General features: G+C 73.7%; 13 protein-coding genes. 8 read left to right on the top strand and 5 right to left on the bottom strand.

Going from position 1 to position 23,937, the window contains the following annotated elements; translation table 11 throughout:
• Positions 1 to 139 precede the first annotated feature (139 nt).
• The gene (locus ACFYTT_RS06215; RefSeq protein WP_387257975.1) at positions 140 to 1,399 is read right to left on the bottom strand and encodes a condensation domain-containing protein; all 1,260 of its coding nucleotides are present in this window, start codon (positions 1,397 to 1,399) and stop codon (positions 140 to 142) included.
• Between the two features lie 154 nt (positions 1,400 to 1,553).
• Here ACFYTT_RS06215 and ACFYTT_RS06210 point away from each other — a divergent pair, with 154 nt between their 5' ends.
• The 3 genes from ACFYTT_RS06210 to ACFYTT_RS06200 all read left to right on the top strand — a co-directional run bounded on the left by ACFYTT_RS06210 (position 1,554) and on the right by ACFYTT_RS06200 (position 3,766).
• Positions 1,554 to 2,762 (top strand): cytochrome P450, encoded by a 1,209-nt coding sequence (locus ACFYTT_RS06210; protein ID WP_387257949.1) that lies wholly within the window; start codon positions 1,554 to 1,556, stop codon positions 2,760 to 2,762.
• A 77-nt stretch (positions 2,763 to 2,839) separates the two neighbouring features.
• The gene (locus ACFYTT_RS06205) at positions 2,840 to 3,250 is read left to right on the top strand and encodes a VOC family protein (RefSeq protein ID WP_387257948.1); all 411 of its coding nucleotides are present in this window, start codon (positions 2,840 to 2,842) and stop codon (positions 3,248 to 3,250) included.
• Positions 3,251 to 3,343: 93 nt separating this feature from the next.
• The gene (locus ACFYTT_RS06200; protein ID WP_131054763.1) at positions 3,344 to 3,766 is read left to right on the top strand and encodes a VOC family protein; all 423 of its coding nucleotides are present in this window, start codon (positions 3,344 to 3,346) and stop codon (positions 3,764 to 3,766) included.
• Between the two features lie 78 nt (positions 3,767 to 3,844).
• Here the strand turns inward: ACFYTT_RS06200 and ACFYTT_RS06195 are convergent, their stop codons facing one another.
• Together ACFYTT_RS06195 and ACFYTT_RS06190 are read right to left on the bottom strand one after the other, a co-directional pair.
• Complete coding sequence (locus ACFYTT_RS06195) at positions 3,845 to 5,551, bottom strand: MFS transporter (protein WP_176094259.1); 1,707 nt, start codon at positions 5,549 to 5,551, stop codon at positions 3,845 to 3,847.
• An 88-nt stretch (positions 5,552 to 5,639) separates the two neighbouring features.
• Positions 5,640 to 6,422, bottom strand: a complete 783-nt coding sequence (locus ACFYTT_RS06190) for a 4'-phosphopantetheinyl transferase family protein (protein ID WP_387257947.1) — start codon at positions 6,420 to 6,422, stop codon at positions 5,640 to 5,642.
• Between the two features lie 231 nt (positions 6,423 to 6,653).
• Here ACFYTT_RS06190 and ACFYTT_RS06185 point away from each other — a divergent pair, with 231 nt between their 5' ends.
• From ACFYTT_RS06185 to ACFYTT_RS06165, 5 genes are read left to right on the top strand one after another with little or no spacing between them, the layout of a single operon-like run.
• Positions 6,654 to 13,124, top strand: coding sequence for an amino acid adenylation domain-containing protein (locus ACFYTT_RS06185; RefSeq protein WP_387257946.1), 6,471 nt, complete (start codon positions 6,654 to 6,656; stop codon positions 13,122 to 13,124).
• Positions 13,121 to 18,325: an amino acid adenylation domain-containing protein gene (locus tag ACFYTT_RS06180; RefSeq protein WP_387257945.1), complete on the top strand. Its 5,205-nt coding sequence runs from the start codon at positions 13,121 to 13,123 to the stop codon at positions 18,323 to 18,325. Before ACFYTT_RS06185 ends, ACFYTT_RS06180 begins: the two co-directional genes overlap by 4 nt.
• Complete coding sequence (locus ACFYTT_RS06175) at positions 18,322 to 19,395, top strand: saccharopine dehydrogenase NADP-binding domain-containing protein (protein ID WP_176094255.1); 1,074 nt, start codon at positions 18,322 to 18,324, stop codon at positions 19,393 to 19,395. Before ACFYTT_RS06180 ends, ACFYTT_RS06175 begins: the two co-directional genes overlap by 4 nt.
• Positions 19,392 to 20,558: a Gfo/Idh/MocA family oxidoreductase gene (locus ACFYTT_RS06170; protein WP_387257944.1), complete on the top strand. Its 1,167-nt coding sequence runs from the start codon at positions 19,392 to 19,394 to the stop codon at positions 20,556 to 20,558. Before ACFYTT_RS06175 ends, ACFYTT_RS06170 begins: the two co-directional genes overlap by 4 nt.
• Complete coding sequence (locus ACFYTT_RS06165) at positions 20,555 to 21,310, top strand: thioesterase II family protein (RefSeq protein ID WP_131057773.1); 756 nt, start codon at positions 20,555 to 20,557, stop codon at positions 21,308 to 21,310. Before ACFYTT_RS06170 ends, ACFYTT_RS06165 begins: the two co-directional genes overlap by 4 nt.
• On the opposite strand, the gene ACFYTT_RS06160 is transcribed toward ACFYTT_RS06165, so the two are convergent.
• The gene (locus ACFYTT_RS06160) at positions 21,285 to 22,880 is read right to left on the bottom strand and encodes an AMP-binding protein (RefSeq protein ID WP_387257943.1); all 1,596 of its coding nucleotides are present in this window, start codon (positions 22,878 to 22,880) and stop codon (positions 21,285 to 21,287) included. The two genes, ACFYTT_RS06165 and ACFYTT_RS06160, sit on opposite strands and share 26 nt — an antisense overlap.
• The gene (locus tag ACFYTT_RS06155) at positions 22,877 to 23,902 is read right to left on the bottom strand and encodes a methyltransferase (RefSeq protein WP_131056746.1); all 1,026 of its coding nucleotides are present in this window, start codon (positions 23,900 to 23,902) and stop codon (positions 22,877 to 22,879) included. Before ACFYTT_RS06155 ends, ACFYTT_RS06160 begins: the two co-directional genes overlap by 4 nt.
• Positions 23,903 to 23,937: the final 35 nt, after the last annotated feature.

Genomic DNA, 23,937 nt, shown 5'->3' with positions numbered 1-23,937 from the left:
GCGCCCGGGGGGCGGGGGGGCCCCGGGCCCCGGGGGGGGGTGCGCCCGCGGGGGGGCCCCGTGGGGGGGGCGGGGGGGGGGCGGGGGGCGGCCCCCCCCCCCGGGGGGGGGGGGGCGGGCCGGGCGGGGCCCGGCGGGCTCACGTCACCGGTGCGCCACGCAGGCGGGTGAGCGGGACGTCGGCGTCGGCGACCGCGCGTCGCACCAGGGTGACATAGTCACGGACGAAGGTGTCCGCCCACAGCGGATCGAACTCGGCCCGGGAACACAACAGCAACGCGGAGAGCTGGTCGCCCTGCGGCACCACCACGAACTCCAGCGCGAAACGCCGCCGTTCGAGCTGGGCCTCCATGTCGTCCAGTTCCTCACCGGCCATGTCCGCCCGGGTCATCAGGCTACCGAGCAGCTGGAACAGCACGTCGTCGGTGCGTCCGGTGCCGCCCGCCACGGTGTCCGGCGGGAGCAACTGGTGCGGCAGGTCCTGGTGCCGCATCGCGTCCATCACCGTGGTGCGGGCCTGGGCGATCAGCTCGCTCAGCGTGGTGTCCGGCGTGAAGCGTTCCCGAAGCAACACCATGCTGGCGAAGAAGCCCACCGTGTCGCGCACCTGTGGCTGCGAACGGTTGGCGAACAGCGAGGCCACGGTGAGGTCGTCGGCGCCGGTCTCGGCGTACAGCAGGGCGTAGAACACCGCCAGCGTGACCGGGAAGAGCGTGGTGCGGTGCCGGCGGGCGAGCTGCCGCAGGGCGGCGGTGGTCTCGGCGTCCACGTAGTGCTCGACCGAGATCCACGGCGGTTCGCCGTCGGGCACCGGACGCCGCCGGCGGGCCGGCAGTTCCACCAGGCGCGCGCCGGTCAGCTTGCCGGTCCAGTAGTCGGTGAGCCGGGTCAGGTTCGCGCCGGAGAGCTGGTCGGCCTGCCAGCGGGCCCACTGCGCGTACTGCCACTGCGGGACGGGCAGGTCGACCGTCTCGCCGGTCTCGACGGCGTACAGGGACCGCAGGTCGCGGGCGAGCAACGCGTTGGAGTAGTCGTCGGAGCAGTAGTGGTGCAGGGTGAGCACCACCAGGTGGTGCTCCGCGTCGAGCCGGACCACCCGGGGCCGCAGCGGCCACACCGAGGCGTCGACCCCGGTGGCGACCTCGGTGGCGACGATCTCCCGGGCGGCGGCACCCGGGTCGGCCTCGGCCGACACGTCGGTCACCGGCACCGGCACCGGGCGCGGCACGTGGATCTGCTGGCGCATCCGGCGACCGCGCGGGTACGTGGTCCGCAGCGGCTCGTGCCGGGCGGTCAGGGCGGCCACCGCCCGGGTCATCGCCTCGTGGTCGTACGGGCCACGCAGGCGCCACAGCACCTGTTCGTTGAGAGCGCTGTCCCGACCCCGGTAGTGGTCCATCAGGGCCAGGAGGCGTTGACCGACGGAAGCGGGTTCCTCACGCACGAGCTCAGCCACGGACCGAGCCTAGAACAGCCCGTGGACCTTGTCGACTGTGTCGCTAGATGTATGTAGGGTCTTGCCGCCTGGCAGGCTCTCCCGGATAGTGCTCTGTATGCGAGCCGAGACCGCGCGTCCTCACCTGTCCGCGGCGTTCCTGGCGACCCAGGACGACCCGTACCCGGCGTACGCGCGACTGCGCGAACGCGGCCCGCTGTCCCGCGCCGAGTTGGGCCAGTGGCTGGTCACCGGGCACTCCCTGGTCACCACGCTGCTACGCGACAACCGGCTGGAGAGCCGGATGCCGCCGGAGTACACCCGGATCACCCTCGGGGACGGGCCGGGCGCGGACTTCCTGGACCGGATCGTGCTGACTCGTACCCCGCCGGACCACACCCGACTGCGGCGGTTCATCGGTCGGGCGCTCGGCACCCCGGTGGCGCGCCGGCTGACCGGACACATCGGTGCGGCGGCCGACGCGCTGCTCGACCCCGCGCTGGAACGCGGCACCCTCGACGTGGTGACCGACCTCGCGGTGCCGTTGCCGGTCGGGGTGGTGTGCGACCTGATCGGGATCCCGACCGTGGACCGACCCGAGGTACTGACCCGGGTGATCTCGCTGGCCAAGGTGTTCGACGCGGCGAACCTCACCCCGTCCGACCTGCACGACATCAACGCCGCGCTGCCCTGGCTGCACGACTACCTCGGCGGGCTGCTCTCCGCCCGTCGCGACGAGCCCGGCGGCCCGACGCTGGCCGGGATGTACTGGGAGGAGTCGGCGACCGACCGGCTGGCCGTGGCGGACTTCGTCGACAACATGCTGTTCCTGTTCCACGCCGGCTTCGAGACCACCATGGGCCTGGTCTCCAACGGCGTCGCGGCGCTGCTCGCGTACCCGGACCAACTGCGCCGGCTGCGCGCCGACCCGGGCCTGGTGCCCGTCGCGGTGGAGGAGTTCCTGCGGTACGACGCGCCGATCCAGAACGTCATCCGGGTGGCCCGCGAACACGTCGAGGTGGAGGGTGTGAAGATCCGGGCGGGTCGGACGGTCCTGTTGCTGCTCGGCGCCGCCAACCGGGACGCTTCCGTGTTCGCCGACGCCGAGCGCCTCGACGTCGGTCGTGACCCCAACCCGCACCTCGGTTTCGGCGGCGGGTTGCACCACTGCCTCGGCACCGCGATGGCCCGGCTGATGTCGGTGATCGTTTTCGAGCGGATCGTGCGGTCGGTGGAGATCCTCGGTCCGGCGGGTCCGGCGGTCCGGCGTCGACACGCCAGCCTGCGCTCGTACGACCAACTGCCGTTGCTGGTACGACCGCGCTGACCCCGGGTGTGTCGGCTGTCTGCGCCGGAGTCGGCTGGGTAGGGTGGATGTCGTCTGTCGACATCAGGAGGATCCAAATGTCCGATGTGGTCGCACCGGTGATCCCCTTCCTGCGCTACCGGGACCCGGGTGCCGCCATCGACTGGCTCTGCTCCGCCTTCGGGTTCACGCTGCTGGAGAAGACGACCGGCGGCGAGGGCCAGGTGGTGCACGCCGAGTTGCGGTGGGGCATCGGCACGTTCCAGCTCGGTCCGGCCGGCTCGTCGAGCCTGCCCATGGCCAGCCCCCGGGACCTGCCCCTGACCAGCCAGGGCGTCTACGTCTACGTCGGTGACACCGTCGACGCCCACCACGACCGGGCGGTGGCGGCCGGCGCCGAGGTGGTCATGCCCCTCACCGACACCGACTACGGATCGCGGGAGTACGTGGCCCGTGACCTCGAGGGTCACCTGTGGGGTTTCGGCAGCTACGCGCCGAAGCTCGACTGACCGTCGGCTTCTTGTCGTCCGCCGGACGCAAAGAGCACATAGAGTGATTGTTCGTCCTGACAGTCTCGCCGTATCGACTCCGAGGAGTGACCCATGGCCGATTCCTCCGTGCCGCCCACCGTCGCCCCCTACATCGCCTACGAGAACCCGGCAAAGGCCATCGAATGGCTGGTGAACACGTTCGGTTTCACCACGCTCGGGGTCTTCGACGACGGGCAGGGCAACGTCTACCACGCCGAGCTGAAGATCGGTGACCACGGTCTGATCATGATCAACCCGGCCAACGGCGACCTGCGGCTCGGCGAGCCCCGGGCGCTCGGTGCCGCCACCGCCGGCACGTTCCTCCGGGTCGAGACCGACACCGAGGTGGACGCCCTGCACGAGCGCGCGGTCGCCGGCGGTGCCGAGATCCTGCTCGCGCCGGAGAGTAAGCCGCACGACTCGTACGAGTTCACCTGCCAGGACCCGCAGGGCCACGTGTGGACCATCGCGACCTACCGGACCGCCCTCGGCTGACCCACGACACACCGCGGCCCCGGTGCCCCCGTTCTCGACGGCGGCACCGGGGCCGCGGTTCATGTCGGCCGCACCCGGTCAGCGGCGCGGCAGCAGGAAGCTTCCCAACAGGGCCAGCGCGAAGCTGATCACGCTGAACCAGAGCGTGCCGACCATGGCCCGCTGGAAGCTGATCTGACTGGCCTCGAACGACCGCTCTTCGATCACCTGGACGGCCCGGTCACCGCCACCGGCTGCCACGGTCGCACTGTCGCAACCGGCCGGCGGCAGTGTCGGGTCGGCGGCGCCGAGCTGGGTGCTCACGCAGTCCCGGAACCGTTGCCCGATCTGCTCGGCCTGGCCCTCGGCGACACCGACGGCGACCAGGTCCGCGCGCAGACGCGGTCCCACGTCGTCGGTGGCGGTGGGTGCGCTGGCCGCGATCAGGCTGAAGAACAGCGTGCCGCAGGCGGCGATGCCGAGCGTCACGCCGATCTGGTAGTTGGCGTTCACCACACCGGAGGCCGACCCGGCCTGATGGCCGGGCACGTCGTGCAACGAGTACCCCATCAGCGGCGGGAAGGTCATACCCATGCCGGCGCCGCCGATGAACATCGGCACGAGCAGCTGCCAGATGGTCACCTGCGGGGTGCTGTCGATCACCCACATGAACCAGAACATGCTGGCGATCAGCAGCACCAACCCGATCTGTAGGCCCACCCGGCCGAGCTTCGGCGTGATCCACCGGGCGGAGAGCCAGCCGAGCAACGGCACCGCGATGTCCCAGGGCAGACCGGCCAACCCGGCGCGCAGGATGCTGTAGCCCACGCCGATCTGCACGTAGATCGTGATGACCAGGAAGAACGACATCACGGCGCCCTGGAAGAGGAAGACCACCACCAGGCCGGAGCTGAACGAGCGGTGCCGGAACAGCGACAGCGGCACCAGGGGCGACTCGGTGCGGGAACGCTGGTGCAGCACGAACAGCGCGAACACCACCAGACCGGCGACCATCATGCCGTACGTCCACAGCGGCCAGCCGTGCTCACGCCCCTGCACCAGCGGATAGACGATCAGCATCACCGCAGCCGTGATCAGGGTCGCGCCGACCACGTCGAGCCGTTCCCCGCGGTTGCGCTCGGACTCGGGCAGCAGCGCCCGCGCGGCGAAGAACGCCGCGATGCCGATCGGGACGTTGACCAGGAAGATCATGCGCCAGCCCAGGCCGCCGACGTTCGCGGTGGTCAGCAGCGCGCCGACCAGGGGGCCGCCGACCGTGCCGAAGGCGAGCGCGGCGCTGAGCGCGGCGAACGCCCGGCCGCGTTCCTTGGGCGCGTAGAGCAACTGGATCAAGGTGTAGACCTGCGGCACCATCACCGCGCCCATGGCGCCCTGGAGGAAGCGCAGCACGATGAGCTGCTCAGGCGACTGCGCCATGCCGGCGAGCAGCGAGGTGAAGGTGAAGCCGGCGACACCGATGAGGAACATCCGGCGTACGCCGATGATGTCACCGAGCCGACCGGAAATGATCAGCATCGAGGCGAAGGCGAGCGCGTAGCCGGCCACCAGCCACTGCATGGTGGAGGCGGTGGCGTTGATGCCGTCCCGGATCGACGGCAGGGCCACGTTGACGATGGTGATGTCGAGCAGGTCCAGGACGAACCCGGTGAGCACCACGATGAGGGCGAGGGTGCGCTTGCGACCGGTGACCGGAGGAACGAACTCGTCGGGTGGCGTCGCGGCCGGCGCAGGTGCCGACACCGTGTCGGTGTCGGTTCCTGGCGACGTGCGAGTGTCGTCAGACATCAGATCCCTCTCCTGGGGGGTTCGGTGGACGTGACGGTGGCGGGTGCGTCCCCGGTGTCCGGCAACGGACGGAGATCACCCGATCGCGTTAGGTCAGCAACTTATTGGAAATGTGTGTCGATGCGAAACCCGCCACACCGGAGCGGATCGGGTCGAGCAGTGAATTGCCGTCGTGAGTGGACACCACAAGGGGTCCACCGAGACTCGCCAGTGCGGCGGCGTACCCGGTGGGGGCATCCAGGTCGACCAGGTGCGGCCGGGCGGCGGGACGGGACGGACCCGCCCAGCGCCGCAGCCGGGCCGGCTGGTCCGGTGCGGTCACCGTGATCGTGGCCGGGTCGACGGTCAGGCCGTCCCCGGTGGCCTTGACCAGTGCCTCCTTCCTGGTCCAGTAGCGGATGAAGGCGGCCGTGCGGTCCCGGGCGTCGGTGGCCGCGACCACCGCGCGCTCGACCGGCGACAGCGCGCGCCACGGGAGGTCGCGCCCGCGTACCGCGATCCGCTCGACGTCCACGCCGACCTCGGTCCGGGAGGCGAACGCCACCGCACACCAGTGCCCGGAGTGCGCGACGGAGAACGACACCGGTGTGGCGGGTGCGCGCAGTGCCGGCTTGCCGTGCGGCCCGCCGCACTGTCGGCACACCGCCTCGAAGCGCAGCTCGCTCGCCGGGGTGCCGAGCATCCCGGCGAGCACCGACCGGGTCAGCGCCCGGGCGGTGAGGTGGGTCGCGCGCGAGTGCGGATCGGTGAACCCGGCGTGCCGGTCGCGTTCCGGCGCGGACAGCAGGGCGATCAGACGCGCGTCGTCCGGTGACCCGACCTCGGCCCACCAGACCTGGCAGGTGCCCTCCCCGGGCGGGCCGGTCGCCATCGCGGGTGCCACCCTCTCCGCCGGTCACCACCGCTGCCTGACCGGCCGTCATGCCGTCGTATGTGGAGCCTATTGCAAGTAGCATGTTCTTTCTACTGTACGTATCCGTGTCGGCTTGTTACCTTGGCGTCGGCACGGACTCGTGTGGCGGTGCCGGACAACTCCGTCGAACAGGGGAGACCCAGATTGGGCGTCGAGGCCGAACACACACGACCCTTCACCCGGGACGGTATGCGGGACGACATCGCGGCCGTCCTCGGTGAGCCACCCGGCACGGTCGCGGACGACGCCGACCTGCTTCAGCTCGGTCTCGACTCGATCGGCGTGATGCGGTTGGTCGCCCGGTGGCACCAGCGTGGCGTGCCGGTGAGCTTCGCGGAACTGGTCGAGGGACGCACCCTGGACGACTGGTGGCGGATGGTCGCCGAGCGGGCACCGGCCGACGCGGTCGTCCCCGACGCGCCGCCGCTGACCGTCGTCGACGCGGACGAACCCTTCGACCTGGCCGCGATGCAACACGCGTACTGGGTGGGACGCGGCGACGGCCAGGCGCTCGGCGGCGTCGGCGCGCACTTCTACAACGAGTTCGACGGCAGCGGGGTGGACCCGGACCGGCTCGACACCGCGGTCCGGGCACTGCTGCGCCGGCACGGGATGCTACGCGCCCGCTTCGACGACGACGGCCGCCAGCGGATCCTGCCGACGAGCCCCTGGCCCGGCCTGACCGTGCACGACCTGCGGGCCCTCGACCACGCGCATGCCGAGCGGACCCTGCTCGACCTGCGCGACCGGCTGTCGCACCGGCGGTTGGACGTGGCCCGTGGCGAGGTCTTCGACGTGCAACTCTCGCTCCTGCCCGACGGCGGTACGCGCTGCCACGTGCACATCGAGATGCTGGTGGCCGACGCGCACAGCTTCCGGATCCTGATGTCGGAACTCGCCCGCCTCTATCAGGACCCGGACGCCGAGCTGCCCCTGATCGGGCTGGACTACCCGAGCTACCTGGCGACGCTGCGTCGACGCCGGGTCGGCGAGCGGGACGCCGACCAGGCGTACTGGCAGGCCCGGCTGCCCGAGCTGCCCGGCCCGCCGGAGCTGCCGCTGGCCGTCGATCCGCAGCAGGTCAGCGGCCAGCGGGTGGTCCGACACCACCACTGGGTCGCCGCCGAGCAGGTCGAGCGACTGACCCGCCGCGCCCGGACGTACGGGTTGACCCTGCCGGTGCTGTTCCTGGCCGCCTTCGGTCACGTGCTGGGTCGGTGGAGCTCCGCCGGGCGGTTCCTGCTCAACCTGCCGCTCTACGACCGGCAGCCGGTGCACCCCGACGTCGCGCACCTGGTCGGTGACTTCACCAACCTGCTGCTGCTGGAGGTGGACACCACCGCCGAGCGTGACTTCGCGGCCTTCGCCCGTACGGTCCAGGAGCGGCTGCGCGCCGACGCCGCCCACCCCGGCTACACCGGAGTGGACGTGCTGCGGGACCTGACCCGGCTGCGCGGCGGTACGCCCGTCGGCGCCCCGGTGGTCTTCACCAGCGCGCTCAGCCTCGGCGAACTCTTCGACGGCGAGGTACGCGAGAGCTTCGGCGCGCCCGGTTGGACCATGTCGCAGACCCCGCAGGTGTGGCTGGACGTGCAGGTCACCGAGCGTGAGCACGGCCTCTTCGTGAACTGGGACTGCGTCGAGGAGCTCTTCCCGGCCGGGCTGGTCGGCGAGATGTTCGACGCGTACCTGCGGATCCTCGACTGGCTGCTCGACGACGACGCCGACTGGGCCGCGTACCCGCCGGAGTTGCTGCCGGAGCGGACCCGGCAGGTCCGCGCGGCGGCCAACGACACGGCCCGTCCGATCCGTCGTCGCCGCCTGCACGACGACGTCTTCGCCCGGGCCGCCACCGAGCCGGACCGCCCGGCGCTGCTCTGGGGCACCGACGGCCGGCTCGACTACGGCGACCTGGCCGCGCAGGCCGACCGCGTCGCCGGAGCGCTGGTCGCCAACGGGCTCCGTCCGGGCGACCCGGTGGCGGTCACCGTCGAGAAGGGACCACGGCAGGTCGTCGCGGTGCTCGGCGTGCTGCGGGCCGGCGGGGTGTACGTGCCGGTCGGCGTCGACCAGCCGGCCGCCCGCCGGGCCCGGATCCACACGGTGGCCGGGGTGCGGCACGTGGTGACCGGGGTGCCCCTGCCGGAACTGCCCGCAGACCTGTGCGTGCTCGACGTGGCGGACCGCTCGTACCCGCCCGCCGGCCCGGTCCCCGGCACCGACGACGACCCGGCCTACCTGCTGTTCACCTCCGGCTCCACGGGCGAGCCGAAGGGCGTGCAGGTGCCGCACCGGGCGGCGGTCAACACGATCGACGACATCGGCCGGCGCTTCGACGTCGGTCCGGAGGACCGGGTGCTCGCGGTCTCGGCCCTCGACTTCGACCTCTCCGTGTACGACATGTTCGGCATGCTGAACGCCGGTGCGGCGCTGGTCTGCGTCGGCGAGGACGAGCGGCGGGACGCCGACCGCTGGGTGGAGCTGGTCCGCCGGCACCGGGTCACCGTCTGGCAGTCCGTGCCGGCGCTGCTGGACATGCTGCTGACCGCCGGTGCCGACGGCGACCTGCCGCTGCGGCTGGCCCTGCTCGGTGGCGACTGGGTCGGGCTCGACCTGGCCGGACGGTTGGCCGCACAGGCCCCGGGCGCGGTCCTGGTGGCGCTCGGCGGCACCACGGAGACCGCGATCCACTCCACCGTCCAGGTGGTGCCGGTGCCGGTGCCCGGGGAGTGGCGTTCGGTGCCGTACGGCGTGCCCCTGGCCAACCAGCTCATGCGGGTCACCGACCCGGCGGGACGGGATCGGCCCGACTGGGTCACCGGTGAACTCTGGATCGGTGGCCTCTCGGTGGCCGACGGCTACCGGGGCGACCCCGACCGCACCGCCGCGCAGTTCCGTCAGATCGACGGGGTGCGGTGGTACCGCACCGGTGACCTGGCCCGCTACCACCCGGACGGCACCGTCGAGTTCCTCGGTCGGGCCGACGCCCAGGTCAAGATCCGGGGGCACCGGATCGAGCTGGGGGAGATCGAGACCGCACTGGAACGGCACCCCGCCGTCCGCCGCGCGGTCGCGGTCGCCCTCGGTACGCCCCGGCAACTCGCCGTCGCCGTCATCACCGAGACCGACCTGGACCCGGCCGCGCTGCGTGACTGGCTGGCCGAGCAGGTGCCCGGGTACATGGTGCCCGAGCGGGTGGTGCTCACCGACGATCTGCCGTTGTCGGCCAACGCCAAGATCGACCGACGGGCGGTGGCCCGCCTGGTCGACGCCGCCCGCCCCGGGACCGAGCAGCTCGAACCGCCGGTCGGCGACATCGAGCGCGAGGTGGCCCGGATCTGGGCCGAGCTGCTCGGGGTGCCCGCCGTCGGGCGGCGGCAGAGCTTCTTCGCCGCCGGTGGCGACAGCCTGGTGGCGACCCGCTCGATGGCGCTGCTCGGCGCCGCCGGGCTGGACGGCGCGAACCTGCGCCAACTCTTCGCCACCCCGGTGCTGGCCGACTTCGCCGCCACCCTGCGCCGCGTCGAGGGGGACCGCCCGGTCGCCGTCGCACTGCGGGCCGACCCGGCGAACCGGTACGCGCCCTTTCCCCCCACCGACGTGCAGCGGGCGTACTGGCTGGGGCGCAGCAGCGAGTTCGCGCTCGGCGGCGTCGGCTCGCACTGGTACTGGGAGTTCGACGGCGCGGACGTCGACCTGGACCGGCTGGAGGACGCGGTCGACCTGCTGGTCGCCCGGCACGACATGCTCCGCGCGACCTTCGACGACGACGGCGACCAGCGGGTGCTGGCCGAGGTGGACCGGTTCCGGATCACCGTCCGCGACGGCGGTGACGCCGAACTGCGCGAACTGCGGGAGCGGATGGCCCACCGGGTCCCCGACCCGAGCCGGTGGCCGCTGCTGGAGATCGCCGCCGTCCGGTACGCCGACGGCCGGGTCCGGATCGGGTTCAGCTTCGACTACATCGTGCTCGACGCGCTCAGCATCGTGATCTTCTTCGACGAGCTGACCACGCTCTACACCGACCCGGCGGCCTCGCTGCGGCCGGTCGGCGTGACCTTCCGTGACTACGTGCTGGCCGACTCGTCGACCGTCGAGGACGACCAGCGGTACTGGCGGGAGCGGCTGGACAGCCTCCCGCCCGCGCCGCCGCTGCCGCTCGCCGTGGACCCGGACACCGTGGTCGCCCCGCGCTTCGTCCGCCGGGAGGACCGGCTCGACCCGACGCAGTGGGCCCGGCTGACCGAGCAGGCCCGGCGGCACGGGGTGACCCCGGCCAGCGTGCTCGCCGCCGCCTTCGCCGAGGTGCTGTCGGCCTGGTGCGGTCGCGGGGAGCTGACCCTCAACCTCACCCTGTTCAACCGTCGTGACGTGCACCCCGACATCAACAACATCCTCGGCGACTTCACCTCCCTGCTGCTGCTGGCGCATCGGGCGGGGGCGGGGGACACCTGGCTGGACGTGGTCCGGCGCACCCAGGAGCAGGTCTGGGAGGGGATGGCCCACGACTCGGTCTCCGCGCTGTGGGTGCTGCGCGAACTCGCCCGCCGTCAGCAGGGCGGCGCGGTCAGCATGCCGGTCGTGTTCACCAGCGCCCTCGGTGTCGCCGGTGGCATGAGCGAGATGTCCTTCCCCTTCGGCGAGCTGGTCTGGGGCATCTCGCAGACCCCGCAGGTCTGGCTCGACAACCAGGTGATGGAGCGCGACGGCGGACTGGTCTACAACTGGGACTCGGTCGACGACCTGTTCCCGCCCGGCCTGCTCGACGCCATGTTCGACGCGTACCGGGAGCTGCTGCTGCGGCTGACCACGGCGGACTGGGAGGCCGTGCCCCCGGCCCCGCTGCCGGCGGCGCAGCGGCGGGTCCGGGACACGGTCAACGACACCGCCGGCCCGCTGCCGACCGGCCTGCTGCACACCGGCTTCTTCCGGCACGCCGCCGCCACGCCCGACGCGACCGCCGTGGTCACCGCCGACGGACTCACGGTCGACTACCGCGAACTCGCCGTGCGGGCGCTGCGTCTCGGCGGGGCGTTGCGCGCGCACGGCGTCCAGCCCGGCGACGCCGTCGCGGTCACCCTGCCGCGCGGCGTCGACCAGGTCGCCGCCGTCCTCGGCGTGCTCGCGGCGGGCGGCCACTACGTCCCGGTCGGCGTCGACCAGCCGGCCGAGCGCCGCGACCGGATCTACTCCCGGGCCGGGGTACGCGCCGTCGTCGCCCGACCCGACCTGGACACCGGTCACCCGGTGGTGGCGCCGGACACGCCCGCCACCCCGTTGCCCGCACCGGTCGAGGTGGACCCGGACCGGCTCGCCTACATCATCTTCACCTCCGGCTCCACCGGTGAGCCGAAGGGCGTGGAGATCACCCACCGGGCGGCGCTGAACACCGTCGACGACATCAACACCCGCTACGGCGTCGGCCCCGACGACCGGGTGCTGGCCATCTCGGCGCTCGACTTCGACCTGTCCGTGTACGACGTCTTCGGTCTGCTCGGCGCCGGCGGTGCGGTGGTCTGCGTCGCCGACGAGGACCGGCGGGAGGCCCGCCGGTGGGTCGCCGTCGCCCGCAGTGCCGGGGTGACGATCTGGAACTCGGTGCCCGCGCTGCTGGACATGCTGCTGGTCGCGGCCGACACCGACGGCCTGCCCGACGGGCTGCGGCTGGCCCTGCTCTCCGGCGACTGGGTCGGGCTCGACCTGCCCGGACGGCTGCGCGACCGGTGCCCCGAGGCCCGGTTCGTCGCCCTCGGCGGGGCGACCGAGGCGGCCATCTGGTCCAACGCCTGTGACATCGACGTGGTGCCCGCGCACTGGCGGTCCGTGCCGTACGGGCTGCCGTTGCGCAACCAGCGCTACCGGGTGGTCGATCCACGCGGCCGGGACTGCCCGGACTGGGTCCCCGGTGAGCTGTGGATCGGCGGTGTCGGGGTGGCCCGGGGCTACCGGGGCGACCCGGAGACCACCGCACGACAGTTCGTCACCGTGGACGGACAGCGGTGGTACCGCACCGGGGACCTCGGCCGGTACTGGCCCGACGGCACGCTGGAGTTCCTCGGCCGGGTCGACTTCCAGGTCAAGATCCGTGGGCACCGGATCGAGCTGGGGGAGATCGAGGCGGCCGCGGAGGCGTACGCCGGGGTGGCCCGCGCCGTCGGGCTGACCGTCGGCGAGGGTACGCACCGGCGGCTGGCGCTGGCCGTGGTCGCCGCCGACGAGCCGGTCGACGAGGCGGCCCTGGTCGGCTTCCTGGCGACTCGGCTGCCCAGCTACATGGTGCCGGAGCGGGTGGTCGGCGTCCCCGGGCTGCCGCTGACCGCCAACGGCAAGGTGGACCGTCGGGCGTTGACCGCCCAGGTGGACACCGAACCCGACGACGCGGCCGACGAGAGCCCGCGCGGGGACAGCGAGAAGCTGATCGCCGAGATCTGGGCCGAGGTGCTCGAGTGCGAGCGGATCGGCCGGCAGCAGAGCTTCTTCGCCCTCGGCGGGGACAGCCTGCTGGCCACCCGGCTGGTGGAGACGCTGCGGCTGCGCCACGGGGTGGAGCTGTCGTTGCGGCAGCTGTTCCTGGCGCCGACCGTGGCGCAGTTGGCAGACGTCTTCGACGCCCACCGCGGCGCGGTGGAACCCGGTGACTTCGAGGAGGGCACGATATGAGTCAGTCGTCCGCCGGTGACCTGCTCGCCGAGTTGGAGAGCGTGGGGGTACGGGTCTGGTTGGAGGCCGGTCAGCTGCGTTTCCGGGCACCGCAGGGGGCGATGACGCCGGATCGTCGCGAGGCGTTGCGCGCCCGACGCGACGAGATCGTCGCGCACCTCGACAACGCCGCCGGCAACGGCACCCTGGTCCCCGACCGGGCGCACCGGCACGACCCGTTCCCGGTCACCGACGTGCAGGCGGCGTACCTGCTCGGGCGGGGCGAGACGTTCGCGTACGGCGGCGTCGCCTGTCACGGCTACGGCGAACTGGTCTATCCCGAGCTGGACCCGGAGCGGATGACCGCCGCCTGGCGGGCCCTGATCGCCCGGCACGACATGCTCCGCGCGGTGGTGGAGGCCGACGGCGCGCAGCGCGTGCTGGCGGAGGTGCCGCCGTTCGAGGTGCCCGTGATCGACCTGACCGGCCGTCCCGAGGCGGTGGTCGACGCGGCGGTCAGCGCCGTCCGCGCCGAGATGGACCACCTGGTGCACACGCCCGACCGGTGGCCGCTGTTCGCCGCCCGGATCACCCGCGCCGACCACCGGACCGTGCTGCACGTCTCGATCGACTTCCTGATCGCCGACTTCATCAGCGTCCAGGTGGTCCTCGACGAGCTGCACCGGCTCTATCACCGGCCGGACGAGCCGCTGCCGCCGCTGGAGATCACCTTTCGGGACTACCAGCTCGCCGAGCGCGCGGTGCGGGACAGCCCGCGCCACGAGCGGGACAAGCAGTGGTGGCTGGCCCGGGTCGACGAGCTGCCGGCCGCGCCGGAACTGCCCACGGTGGCCCGTCCCGCCGACAGCGAGGGCCGGTTCCGCCGCTGGGAGACCCGGCTCTCGTCGCAGGTCTGGGAGGGGCTGCGGCAGCGCGCCGGCCGGCACGGGGTCAGTCCGTCCGGTGCGGTGCTGGCCGCGTTCTCGGACACCATCGCGGCGTACAGCCGGCGGTCCCGGTTCACCCTCGACATCACCCTGCTCAACCGCGCGCCGGTGCACGACCAGGTCAACGCGCTGGTCGGCGACTTCACCTCGGTGGACCTGCTGGCCGTGGACGCCGACCCGACCCGCCGCTTCGACGAGCGGGCCCGGGACCTGCAGGCCCAGCTCTGGGAGGACCTGGACCACCGCTCGTTCAGCGGCATCGAGGTGATGCGGGAGATCGCCCGCCGGCAGGGCGCCGAGGCGGCCCTCTTCCCGGTGGTCTTCACCAGCGCCATCGGCATCACCTCGGCCGGGGCCGCCGCCGGCGGCGCGCCGCTGGGCGAGCTGGGCTACGGGATCAGCCAGACGCCGCAGGTCTGGATCGACTGCCAGAACATCGAGCGTGACGGCGGCCTGGTGTCCAACTGGGACGTCCGCGAGGAGGTCTTCCCGCCCGGCGTGGTCGACGACATGTTCGCCGCGTACGACGCGGTGCTGCACCGGCTGGCCGGCGACGACGCGGCCTGGACCGGGACCGGGCACCCGGACCCGCCCGAGGCGACGCGGGACCGTCGCGCCGAGACCAACCGGACGCAGGCCCCGGTCCCCGCCGGGATGCTGCACGACAGGGTGGTGTTGCAGGCGCTGAGCACCCCGGACCGGCCCGCCGTCGTCGCCGCCGACCGCACGCTGGACTACGCCGAGCTGCTCGGTCGGGCCGCCGGGGTGGCCGAGGCGCTGACCGCCGCCGGCTGCCGCCGCCAGGAACTGGTCGCGGTGGTCATGGACCGGGGCTGGGAGCAGGTCGTCGCGGTGCTCGGCGCGTTGCTGGCCGGCTGCGTCTACGTACCGGTGGACACCTCGCAGCCGGCGGCGCGCCGCCGGACCATCCTGACCAACGCCGGGATCCGGTGCGCGCTGACCCAGTCCCGAGTGGACCGGGACGGCTGGGCCGAGGGGCTGCGCCTGCTCGACGTGGACCTGCTCGGCACCGGGCAGCCGCAGCCGGTCGAGGGCTCCGGCGACCCGGAGGAGCTGGCGTACGTCATCCACACCTCCGGCTCCACCGGTAGCCCCAAGGGCGTCATGATCAATCACCGTGGCGCGGTGAACACGGTGCTCGACATCAACGACCGCTTCGGCGTCGGCCCCGACGACCGGGTGCTCGGCCTCTCCAACCTCGGCTTCGACCTGTCGGTGTACGACGTCTTCGGGCCGCTCTCGGTGGGCGGCGCGGTGGTGCTGCCCGACCCGCAGCGGCGCGGGGACCCGTCGCACTGGGCCGACCTGGTCGGCACGCACGGCGTCACGGTGTGGAACTCGGTGCCGGCCCAGTTGCAGATGCTGCACGACTACCTCGTCTCGGCCACCGCCACCGTGCCGGACGGACTGCGACTGGCGATGCTCTCCGGCGACTGGATCCCGGTGGCGCTGCCGGACCAGATCCGCGCCCGGGTGCCCGGACTGCGCATCGTCAGCCTCGGCGGGGCGACCGAGGCGTCCATCTGGTCGATCTGGTATCCGATCGAGCAGGTCGACCCGGAGTGGCGCAGCATCCCGTACGGCCGCCCGCTGACCAACCAGAGCTTCCACGTGCTCGACGCGGCCCTGCGGCCCCGTCCGGACCTGGTCAGCGGCGAGCTGTACATCGGCGGTGTGGGGCTGGCGGTGGGCTACCTCAACGACCGCGAGCGCACCGCCGAGCGCTTCGTCGTGCACCCGCAGACCGGTGAGCGGCTGTACCGCACCGGTGACCTGGGCCGGTACCTGCCCGACGGCACCATCGAGTTCCTCGGCCGGGAGGACCTCCAGGTCAAGATCCGGGGCTACCGGATCGAGTTGGCCGAGATCGAGGCGGCGCTGGGCGGACATCCGGCGGTCGCCGGGGCGGTGGTGGTGGTCGACGGCGACACCCCGCTGGAGCGGCGGCTGGCCGCGTTCGTCGAACCCGCCGGACGGCCGGTCACCGCCGCGCAGGCCGAGCACGACCAGGCCGCCCTGCGGCAGCTCGGCGTGGACGCCTGCGTCGACGCCGACAGCACGCTCGCCGGTGTCGACCGGGAGCGCTACCTCGCGTACGCCCACCGGCTCGACGACGTCGCGCTGCCGGCCATGGTGGACGCGTTCCGCGCCGCCGGGCTGTTCGCCGCCGGCAGCCGGCACCCGCTGGCGGACCTGCTGGACACCGCGCACGTCGCGTCCCGCCACCACCGGCTGGTCCGGCGCTGGCTGCGCGCGCTCACCGACGCCGGTCTGCTCGACCGGGACACCGACGGCCGGTACGGACTGACGCCGGCGGGCGCGGCGGCGGACACCGACGCCGGATGGCGGGAGGTGGAGCAGCTCGCCGACGCCGAGGACCGGGAACTGCTGGACTACTTCCGGGCCAGCACCGCGCACCTGCCCGCCCTGCTGCGCGGCGAGGACGACCCGCTGGCGCTGCTGTTCCCGCAGGGCCGGGTGGACGTCTCGCAGGGCCTCTACGAACGCACGCTGTTCAACCGGTGGGCCAACGAGGCGGCGGCGGCCCTGGTGCGGCGGATCGCCGAGCAGCGGATCGAGCCCGGGGCGCTGCGGGTGCTGGAGGTCGGCGCCGGGGCCGGCGGCACCACCGCCGCCGTGCTCGCCGCGCTGGACGGGTACGAGGTGGACTACCTGGCCACCGACCTGTCCCCGTTCTTCCTGGGCGAACTGCGGACCCGGTTCGGCGACCGGCCCGGCCTGCGCCTGGAAGCGGTCGACATCGACCGGGACCTGGCCGGGCAGGGCCTCTCCCCGAACTCGTTCGACGTGGTCGTGGCCGGCGACGTGCTGCACGCCAGCGCCGACGTCGGCCGGGCGCTGGACCGGCTGCGCGAGGTGCTCGCCCCGCAGGGCTGGCTGGTCGCCTGCGAGATGACCCGCGACCACCACCAGATCATGACCTCGCTGGAACTGCTGGTCCGTGTGGACGAGGCGACCGCCGACTTCACCGACCTGCGTCGGGGCACCGAGCAGGTGTTCCTCGACCGGCGGTCCTGGCTGGAGGTGCTGGGCGCGGCGGGCGCGGCGCAGCCGCTGTGCCTGCCCGAGCCGGACGGCTTCATCGCCGAGCTGGGCATGTGCGTGCTGGCCGCCCGGTTCAAGACCGACCGGGTGCGGATCTCCCGCGACGACCTGACCGAGCACCTGGCCGGTCGGCTGCCGCAGTACATGGTGCCGTCGGTGGTCCAGGTCGTCGACGCCCTGCCGCTCAACGCCAACGGCAAGGTCGACCGGGCGGTACTGCGCCGTCGACTGCCCCGGCGGGGCACGGCGACCGCCGCCGGGTCGTCCGGTGCCCTGGACAGCGACCTGGAACGTCGGATCGCGGCGGTCTGGGCCGAGGCGCTGCGGCTGCCCCGGGTCGGCCGGGACGAGAACCTGTTCGAACTCGGCGGGGACTCCCTGGTCGCGGCCCAGATCACCGGCCGGATCCTGGAGGAGATCCCGCAGGCCGCCGGCCTCTTCTTCGACCAGCTGCTGCGGCAGGTGCTGGAGCAGCCCACGGTGGCCGCCCTCGCCGGGCACGTCGAGGCGGAGTCGGCCACCCCGGTCACCGCGTCGCCGTCGGTGCCGGCCACGTCGGGCGGGGACGGGCTGTCCCCGCTGCACGAGGGCACCGACGGGGTGCCCTGGGTGCTGGTGCCCGGCGGCGAGGGTGTCGACGCGTACGCGGGTCTGGTGCCGCACCTGGCGGCGACCGGTCCGGTGCTCGGGTTGGCCCCGGGCGCGGCCGACGACCTGCTCCGGGTCGCCGCCGCGCAGGCCCGCCTGGTCACCGCGGCCGGACACCCGGCGGTACGGCTGGTCGGGTACGGCCTCGGTGCCACGTCCACGCTGGAGGTGGCGCGGTCGCTGATCGAGGCCGGCGGTCAGGTCGACGCGGTGGTGCTGATCTCGCCGTGGCGGCCGGCGGCCGGCGCCGACCCGGCGGCGGCGTACCGGGCGGAGACCGGTGCCGCCGGGGCGCCCGGCGAGGACTTCGCCGCGCGACTGGCGGCCGTCGCCCGGCACGAGCCGACGCTCTACGCCGGTGACCTCGTCGTGCTGCGGCCCACCGGCGCGGTGCCCTACGACGCGCAGAGTCTGGAGTTCTGGGCCGACCTCTGCCTGGGTGACATCCGCACGGTCGACGTGGACGCGGACCACCTGACGGTGCTGGGCCCGGCGGCCGGTACCGCGCTGGCGGCCCTCGACCCGGAGCCGGCGCGGTGACCGCTGTCGCCGTGCTCGGCGCCTCCGGGGCGGTCGGGCGGGCGGCGGTGGCGCTGTTGCGGTCCTGGGACGTCGGCCCGCTGCGGGTCGGCGCCCGGCGACCCCCGCAGCTCGACGGCGTCGACCGGATGGTCGTGGACGCCCGCGACCCGGCCGACCTGGCCCGGTTCTGCGCCGGTGCCCGGGTGGTGCTCAACTGCGCCGGCCCGGCCGTGGAACTGGTCGACCAGGTGGCCCGGGCGGCGGTGGCGGCCGGTGCCGACTACGTCGACGCGGCCGGTGACGACGCGCTGCACGCCGCCGTGACGGCGGTGGCCGGCGGCAGCGGCCGGACCGGCGTGGTGTCGGCCGGGATGATGCCCGGACTGACCGGGCTGCTGCCCCGGCTGCTCGCCGCCCACCTGCCCGACGGCGACCGGCTGACCGGGTACGTCGGCGGGCGGGACCGGTTCACGCTGACCGCCGCCGTGGACTACGTCGCCGCCGACGAGAGTTTCGGCTGGCCCGCCGCGGCCTGGCGGGACGGCCGGGTGGCCCGCAACGCGTTGCGCCCGGTGCCGGAGCTGACGCTGCCGTGGTTCCCCGAGCCGGTCACCGCCCAGCCCTACCTGGGCACCGAGACCGCCCGGGTGGCCGCCGTGCTGGGGCTGCGACAGGTCGACTGGTATTCGGTCTTCGCCGGCGAGCGGGTGCTGGCCGCGCTGCGGACCGGGTCCGGGACCGCCGAGAGCGGGCACCGGGAGGCCGGGGAGCGACTGTGCCGGGCGGCGGAGCTGGACCTCTTCGGCCACCCGGCGTACCAGAACCTGGTGGTCACCCTCGCCGGACCGAGCGGGGAGCGGACCGCCGTGGTCCGCAGCACCGGCGCCAGCGAACTCACCGGAAGCATGGCCGCGCTGACGGCCCGAGCGGTGCTGGCCGGCGCGGTACCGCCCGGTGTCTGGCACACCGACGAGGTCCTCGACCCGATCGCCACCGTCACCGAACTGGCGGCGGTGCCGGCGGTGCCGCTGGCCGCCGTGGTGGCGGACGTCTCCGCCGTCGAGCAGTACGAGGAGGACGTGATATGAAGCGACCCACCCGGGTGGTCGTCTGTGGCACCCGGTTCGGCCAGGTCTACCTGGAGTCCTTCCGCGAGGCGGACCCGAGCTTCGAGCTCGCCGGGGTCCTCGCCGGTGGCAGCGACCGGTCCCGCGCCTGTGCCGCGCACTACGGCGTGCCGTTGTACACGGCGGTGGACCAGTTGCCCGACGACATCGACATCGCCTGCGTGGTCATCCGGGGCGGGCTGCTCGGCGGCCGTGGCTCCGAGCTGGCCATGGAGCTGATGGCGCGCGGCGTGCACGTGCTCCAGGAGCACCCGCTGCACCACGACGAGCTGGCCCGTTGCCTGCGCCAGGCCCGCCGGCACAAGGTGGTGTACCAGCTCAACCCGTTCTATCGGCACATCACCCCGGTCCGTCGGTTCCTCGGCGCGGCGGGCGAACTGCTGCGCCGCCAGCCACCGCGCTACCTCGACGTGGCCTGCGGCTTCCAGTTGGCGTACTCGCTGCTGGACCTGCTCGGTCAGGCGCTCGGCGGGGTGCGGCCGTGGCGGTTCACCGAGCTGCCGGCCCTGCCCGCGTCGGTCACCTCGGCGACCGAGCTGGACCTGCCGTTCCGCAGCCTGGACGGGGTGCTGGCCGGGGTGCCGGTCACGCTGCGGGTACAGAACCAGATGGACCCGGCCGACCCGGACAACTACGCGCACCTGATGCACCGGATCACCATCGGCACCGAGGCCGGCAACCTCACGCTGGTGGGTACGCACGGCCCGACGGTCTGGACCGCGCGTCCGGACTTCCCCCGCGAGGTCGCCGGCATCGGCGCCGACCCGCACTTCGCCGCCGACCGTGACACCAGCACCCCCAGCGCCGTCACGTTCGGCCCGAGCGAGGTGCCGCACTACGACACGGTCTTCGGCACCACCTGGCCGCAGGGCGTACGCCGGGCACTCTGGACCCTGCGGGACACCGTCGAGCGGGGCGAGGACCCGCTGCGGCAGGGCCAGTACCACCTGACGCTGTGCCAGCTGTGGCAGGAGCTGACCGCTATCCTCGGCCCGCCGGAGCTGGTCTCCGCCGAGCCGCCCCGGATGCTCGGCGCGGGTGACCTGGCGGCCCTGGCGGCGGCCGGTGAGGCGGCGGTGGCCGACCCGGCGGCCGCGCGGGAGCCGGCGGGGGTGGGCGGGTGACCTCGGTCGAGACCAGCGCGCGACGGTGGCTGCGCTGCTACCGGCCCCGGCCGGCGGCCACCGTGCGACTGGTCTGCTTCCCGCACGCCACCGGCAGCGCGCCGTTCTACCGGAGCTGGGCCCGGGAGCTGCCGGACGACGTCGAGGTGCTGGCGGTGCAGTACCCGGGCCGGCTGGACCGGATCGCCGAGCCCGCGCTGACCGCCATGCCGGTGCTGGCGGACATGGTCACCGACGTGCTCGCGCCCCGGCGTGACCTGCCGATCGCCCTCTTCGGGCACAGCATGGGCGCCGCCGTGGCCTACGAGGTGGCACGCCGGCTGGAGCAGCGGCACGCCGCGCCGCTGGCGCACCTGTTCGTCTCGGGACGGCCCGCGCCGTGCCACCACCGGCCGGGCACCAAACACCTGGGCCCGGACGACGACCTCTGGGACGAGCTGCGCCGACTGGGCGGGACCGACCCGGCAGCGCTGGAGAACCCGCAGCTCCGGTCGGCGTTGCTGCCGACGCTGCGGGCGGACTACCGGCTGATCGAGAGCTACCGCCCGGTCGACGCCGCGCCGCTTGCCACCCCCGTCTCGGCGCTCGTCGGCGACGTGGACACCGAGGCGCTGGTGGACGAGGTGGCGGCCTGGGCCGGTTACACCCGGGCCGCCTTCGACCTGACCGTCTTCGACGGCGACCACTTCTATCTGGTGCCGCACCGGACGAAGGTGCTGGCCGGTGTCATCCGGAGCCTCGGCCTGACGTGACCGGGCCCGCCGCCTCGCGCGGCGGGTGCGCGGACGCGTCCAGGTGGCGCCGCCACAACTGGCGCCGCCTCGGCTTGCCGCTGGTGGTACGCGGGATCGTGCCGGACGGCACCGGCACCACGTGCACGTCGGCCGCCGGCACCAGCGGCGCGACCAGGGCGGGGATCCGGGGCAGCCACTCCGGCCGGGGATGTTCCAGGTGGACCACCACGGTCGGGGCCCCCGCCACCAGGCCGAGCACGGTGGCCAGCCGTCCGGGCGGCGCGTCCAGGGCCGCGCCGAGCACCGCGTCGACGTCCTCGGCGAACACCGTCCGGCCGTGGACCTTGAGGCTGTCGCCGAGGCGGCCCAGCACGAAGAGGTGCCCGTCCCGCAGGAACCCGGCGTCCCCGGTGCGGACCGTGCCGTCGAAGGGCGGGCCGCCCGCGTACCCGTCGGCGACCGACGCGCCACCGACGACGATCTCACCGACCGTCCCGTCGTCGACCGGCCGGCCGTCGTCGTCCACCACTGCGATCTCGGCCCCGGTGACCGGGCCGCCGCAGCCCACCACGGGTACGCCGTCCGGGCCGGGTACCTGCCGCCACCCGGTCCGCAGCGGCAGCCCGGTCACCGCCAGCGTCGCCTCCGCCAGCCCGTACGCGGGCAGCAGCGCCTCCCGGCGCAGCCCGTGCGGGGCGAGCAGGTCGGCGAAGGCGGTCAGGGTGGCCGGTGGGATCCGTTCGGCGCCGACGATGACCGCCCGCCACTGCCGGAAGTCCAGCCCGGCGAGCTGCTCCGGGCGGACCCGCCGCAGCACGTGCGCCAGCCCGAAGCCGGGCATCGCGGTCAACCGGGCCCCGGCGCGACCGAAGCACTCCAGGTACCGGCTCGGCCGGCGGACGAACTCCGCCGGGGTGAGCAGCCACAGGTCGGCGCCGGTGACGACCGGTGCCAGCAGGCATCCGACCAGGCCCATGTCGTGGTGCACCGGCAGCCACGAGGCGGTCGCGTCGTCGGGCGTCATCTCCAGCCAGTCCCGGACGGCCGCGATGTTGGCCTCCAGTGCGGTCCGTGGCACGCGCACCCCGCGTACCGCCCCCGTGGTGCCGGAGGTGAACTGGAGCAGCGCCACCCGGGCCGGCGCCACCTCCACCGGCGCCGTCGCCTCGGCGGGCAGGTCCGCGACGTCGACGGTGGACACCCCGGCGTCGGCCGCCGCGCGGGCCACCGAGGGCGCGGACGCGCCGTCGACCACCAGCAACCGGGGCCGCATCGCCGTCAGGGCCGCGCTCAGGTGCTCGGCGTACCGGTCGGGGTCGCCGAAGGCGGTGGGCGGGGCGAGCGGGGACACCGTCGCACCGGCCAGCAGCGCCCCGAACAGGGTGCCGACGAATCCGGGCCCGGAGGGCAGCACCACCCCGACCACGTCGTCCGGGCGTACGCCCCGCGCGGCCAGCCCGGCGGCGTGTCCGTGGGCCAGCCCGGCCAACCGCGCGTACGACCACCGGTCCCAGTCCCCGTCCGGGCGGGAGAAGCGGACGCCCCGGTCGGCGCGCGGCTGCCCCAGCCAGGACAGCAGCCCGGTCATACCGGTCGGGCCTCGATCACCGGGAACATCGGCGTCTGCGTCGCCTCGACCAGTTCCAGCCCGGCCCCGGCCAGGATCGCCCGTTGCTCGTCCAGGCTGCGCGCGCCGCCCGCGCTCAACGTCAGCATCAGCATGTCCATCCGACGGGCCAGCGGCGTGCTCTCCGCCTCGGACTGCCGTCCGGCCTCGAGGATGAACACCCGGCCCTGCGGGGACATCGCCGCCCGGATACGGCGCAGCACCCCGGTCGCCTCCTCGTCGCTCCAGCTGTAGAGGATCCGCTTGAGCACGTACGCGTCGCCACCGGACGGGATGTCGTCGGTGAGGAAGCTGCCGGGCACCACGCGTACCCGGTCGGTGACGCCGGCCGTGGCGAAGGTCTCCGGCGCGTTCGCCACCACGCCGGGCTTGTCGAACAGCACGCCGCGCATCCGGGGGAAGCGGCCCAGCAGGTCGGCGAGGAACCGGCCGTTGCCGCCGCCGACGTCGACCACCGTGCCGAAGCGGGACCAGTCCGAGGCGCGCAGGATGGCCATCAGCTCCATCCCGGTGACCCCGCTCATCACCTTGTCGAACGCCTCGCCGTCGGCGGGGTGCTGCCCGAAGTGGTCCCACATGCCGATGCCGTGGACCGCGTCGAAGGCGCCCTCGCCGGTGCGCAGGGTGTGGTCCAGGCCCTCCATCGCCCGGGTGCAGACCACGGGGGAGAGGAAGATGTCCCGGGCCGAGAAGGGGTGGTCGGCGCGCAGCAGGTCGGCCATCGGGGTCAGCCCGAACTCGCCGGGCGCGACCTCGGCGAACAGGTCCCGGGAGGCCAGATACCGCAGTGCCTTGGTCAGCGACGGCTCGTGGGCGTCACAGGCGCGGGCCAGGTCCGCGGCGGGCATCGGCCCGTCGGCGAGCTGGTCGGCGACCCGCAGCAGGCAGACCGCCCGGATCGTGTACGGCAGCAGGTAGTCGCCCACCTCCATCAGCCGCAGGATGGCCGGTACGTCGATGCGGGCACGTCGTCTCGTCAGCATCGCTGCTCCTTGTCGGTCTCGGTCGGTGCGCCGTC

This window comes from Micromonospora sp. NPDC003816, from assembly GCF_042874705.1.
GTDB lineage: Bacteria > Actinomycetota > Actinomycetes > Mycobacteriales > Micromonosporaceae > Micromonospora.
Note: the sequence above shows the minus strand (reverse complement) of the source record. Positions and strands in the feature narration are given on the sequence as shown.

Coding starts and splice junctions, on each gene's coding strand:
- ACFYTT_RS06215 (WP_387257975.1), bottom strand. CDS start 1,399: ATGGACCACTACCGGGGTCGGGACAGCGCTCTCAACGAACAGGTGCTG.
- ACFYTT_RS06210 (WP_387257949.1), top strand. CDS start 1,554: ATGCGAGCCGAGACCGCGCGTCCTCACCTGTCCGCGGCGTTCCTGGCG.
- ACFYTT_RS06205 (WP_387257948.1), top strand. CDS start 2,840: ATGTCCGATGTGGTCGCACCGGTGATCCCCTTCCTGCGCTACCGGGAC.
- ACFYTT_RS06200 (WP_131054763.1), top strand. CDS start 3,344: ATGGCCGATTCCTCCGTGCCGCCCACCGTCGCCCCCTACATCGCCTAC.
- ACFYTT_RS06195 (WP_176094259.1), bottom strand. CDS start 5,551: ATGTCTGACGACACTCGCACGTCGCCAGGAACCGACACCGACACGGTG.
- ACFYTT_RS06190 (WP_387257947.1), bottom strand. CDS start 6,422: ATGGCGACCGGCCCGCCCGGGGAGGGCACCTGCCAGGTCTGGTGGGCC.
- ACFYTT_RS06185 (WP_387257946.1), top strand. CDS start 6,654: ATGCGGGACGACATCGCGGCCGTCCTCGGTGAGCCACCCGGCACGGTC.
- ACFYTT_RS06180 (WP_387257945.1), top strand. CDS start 13,121: ATGAGTCAGTCGTCCGCCGGTGACCTGCTCGCCGAGTTGGAGAGCGTG.
- ACFYTT_RS06170 (WP_387257944.1), top strand. CDS start 19,392: ATGAAGCGACCCACCCGGGTGGTCGTCTGTGGCACCCGGTTCGGCCAG.
- ACFYTT_RS06160 (WP_387257943.1), bottom strand. CDS start 22,880: ATGACCGGGCTGCTGTCCTGGCTGGGGCAGCCGCGCGCCGACCGGGGC.
- ACFYTT_RS06155 (WP_131056746.1), bottom strand. CDS start 23,902: ATGCTGACGAGACGACGTGCCCGCATCGACGTACCGGCCATCCTGCGG.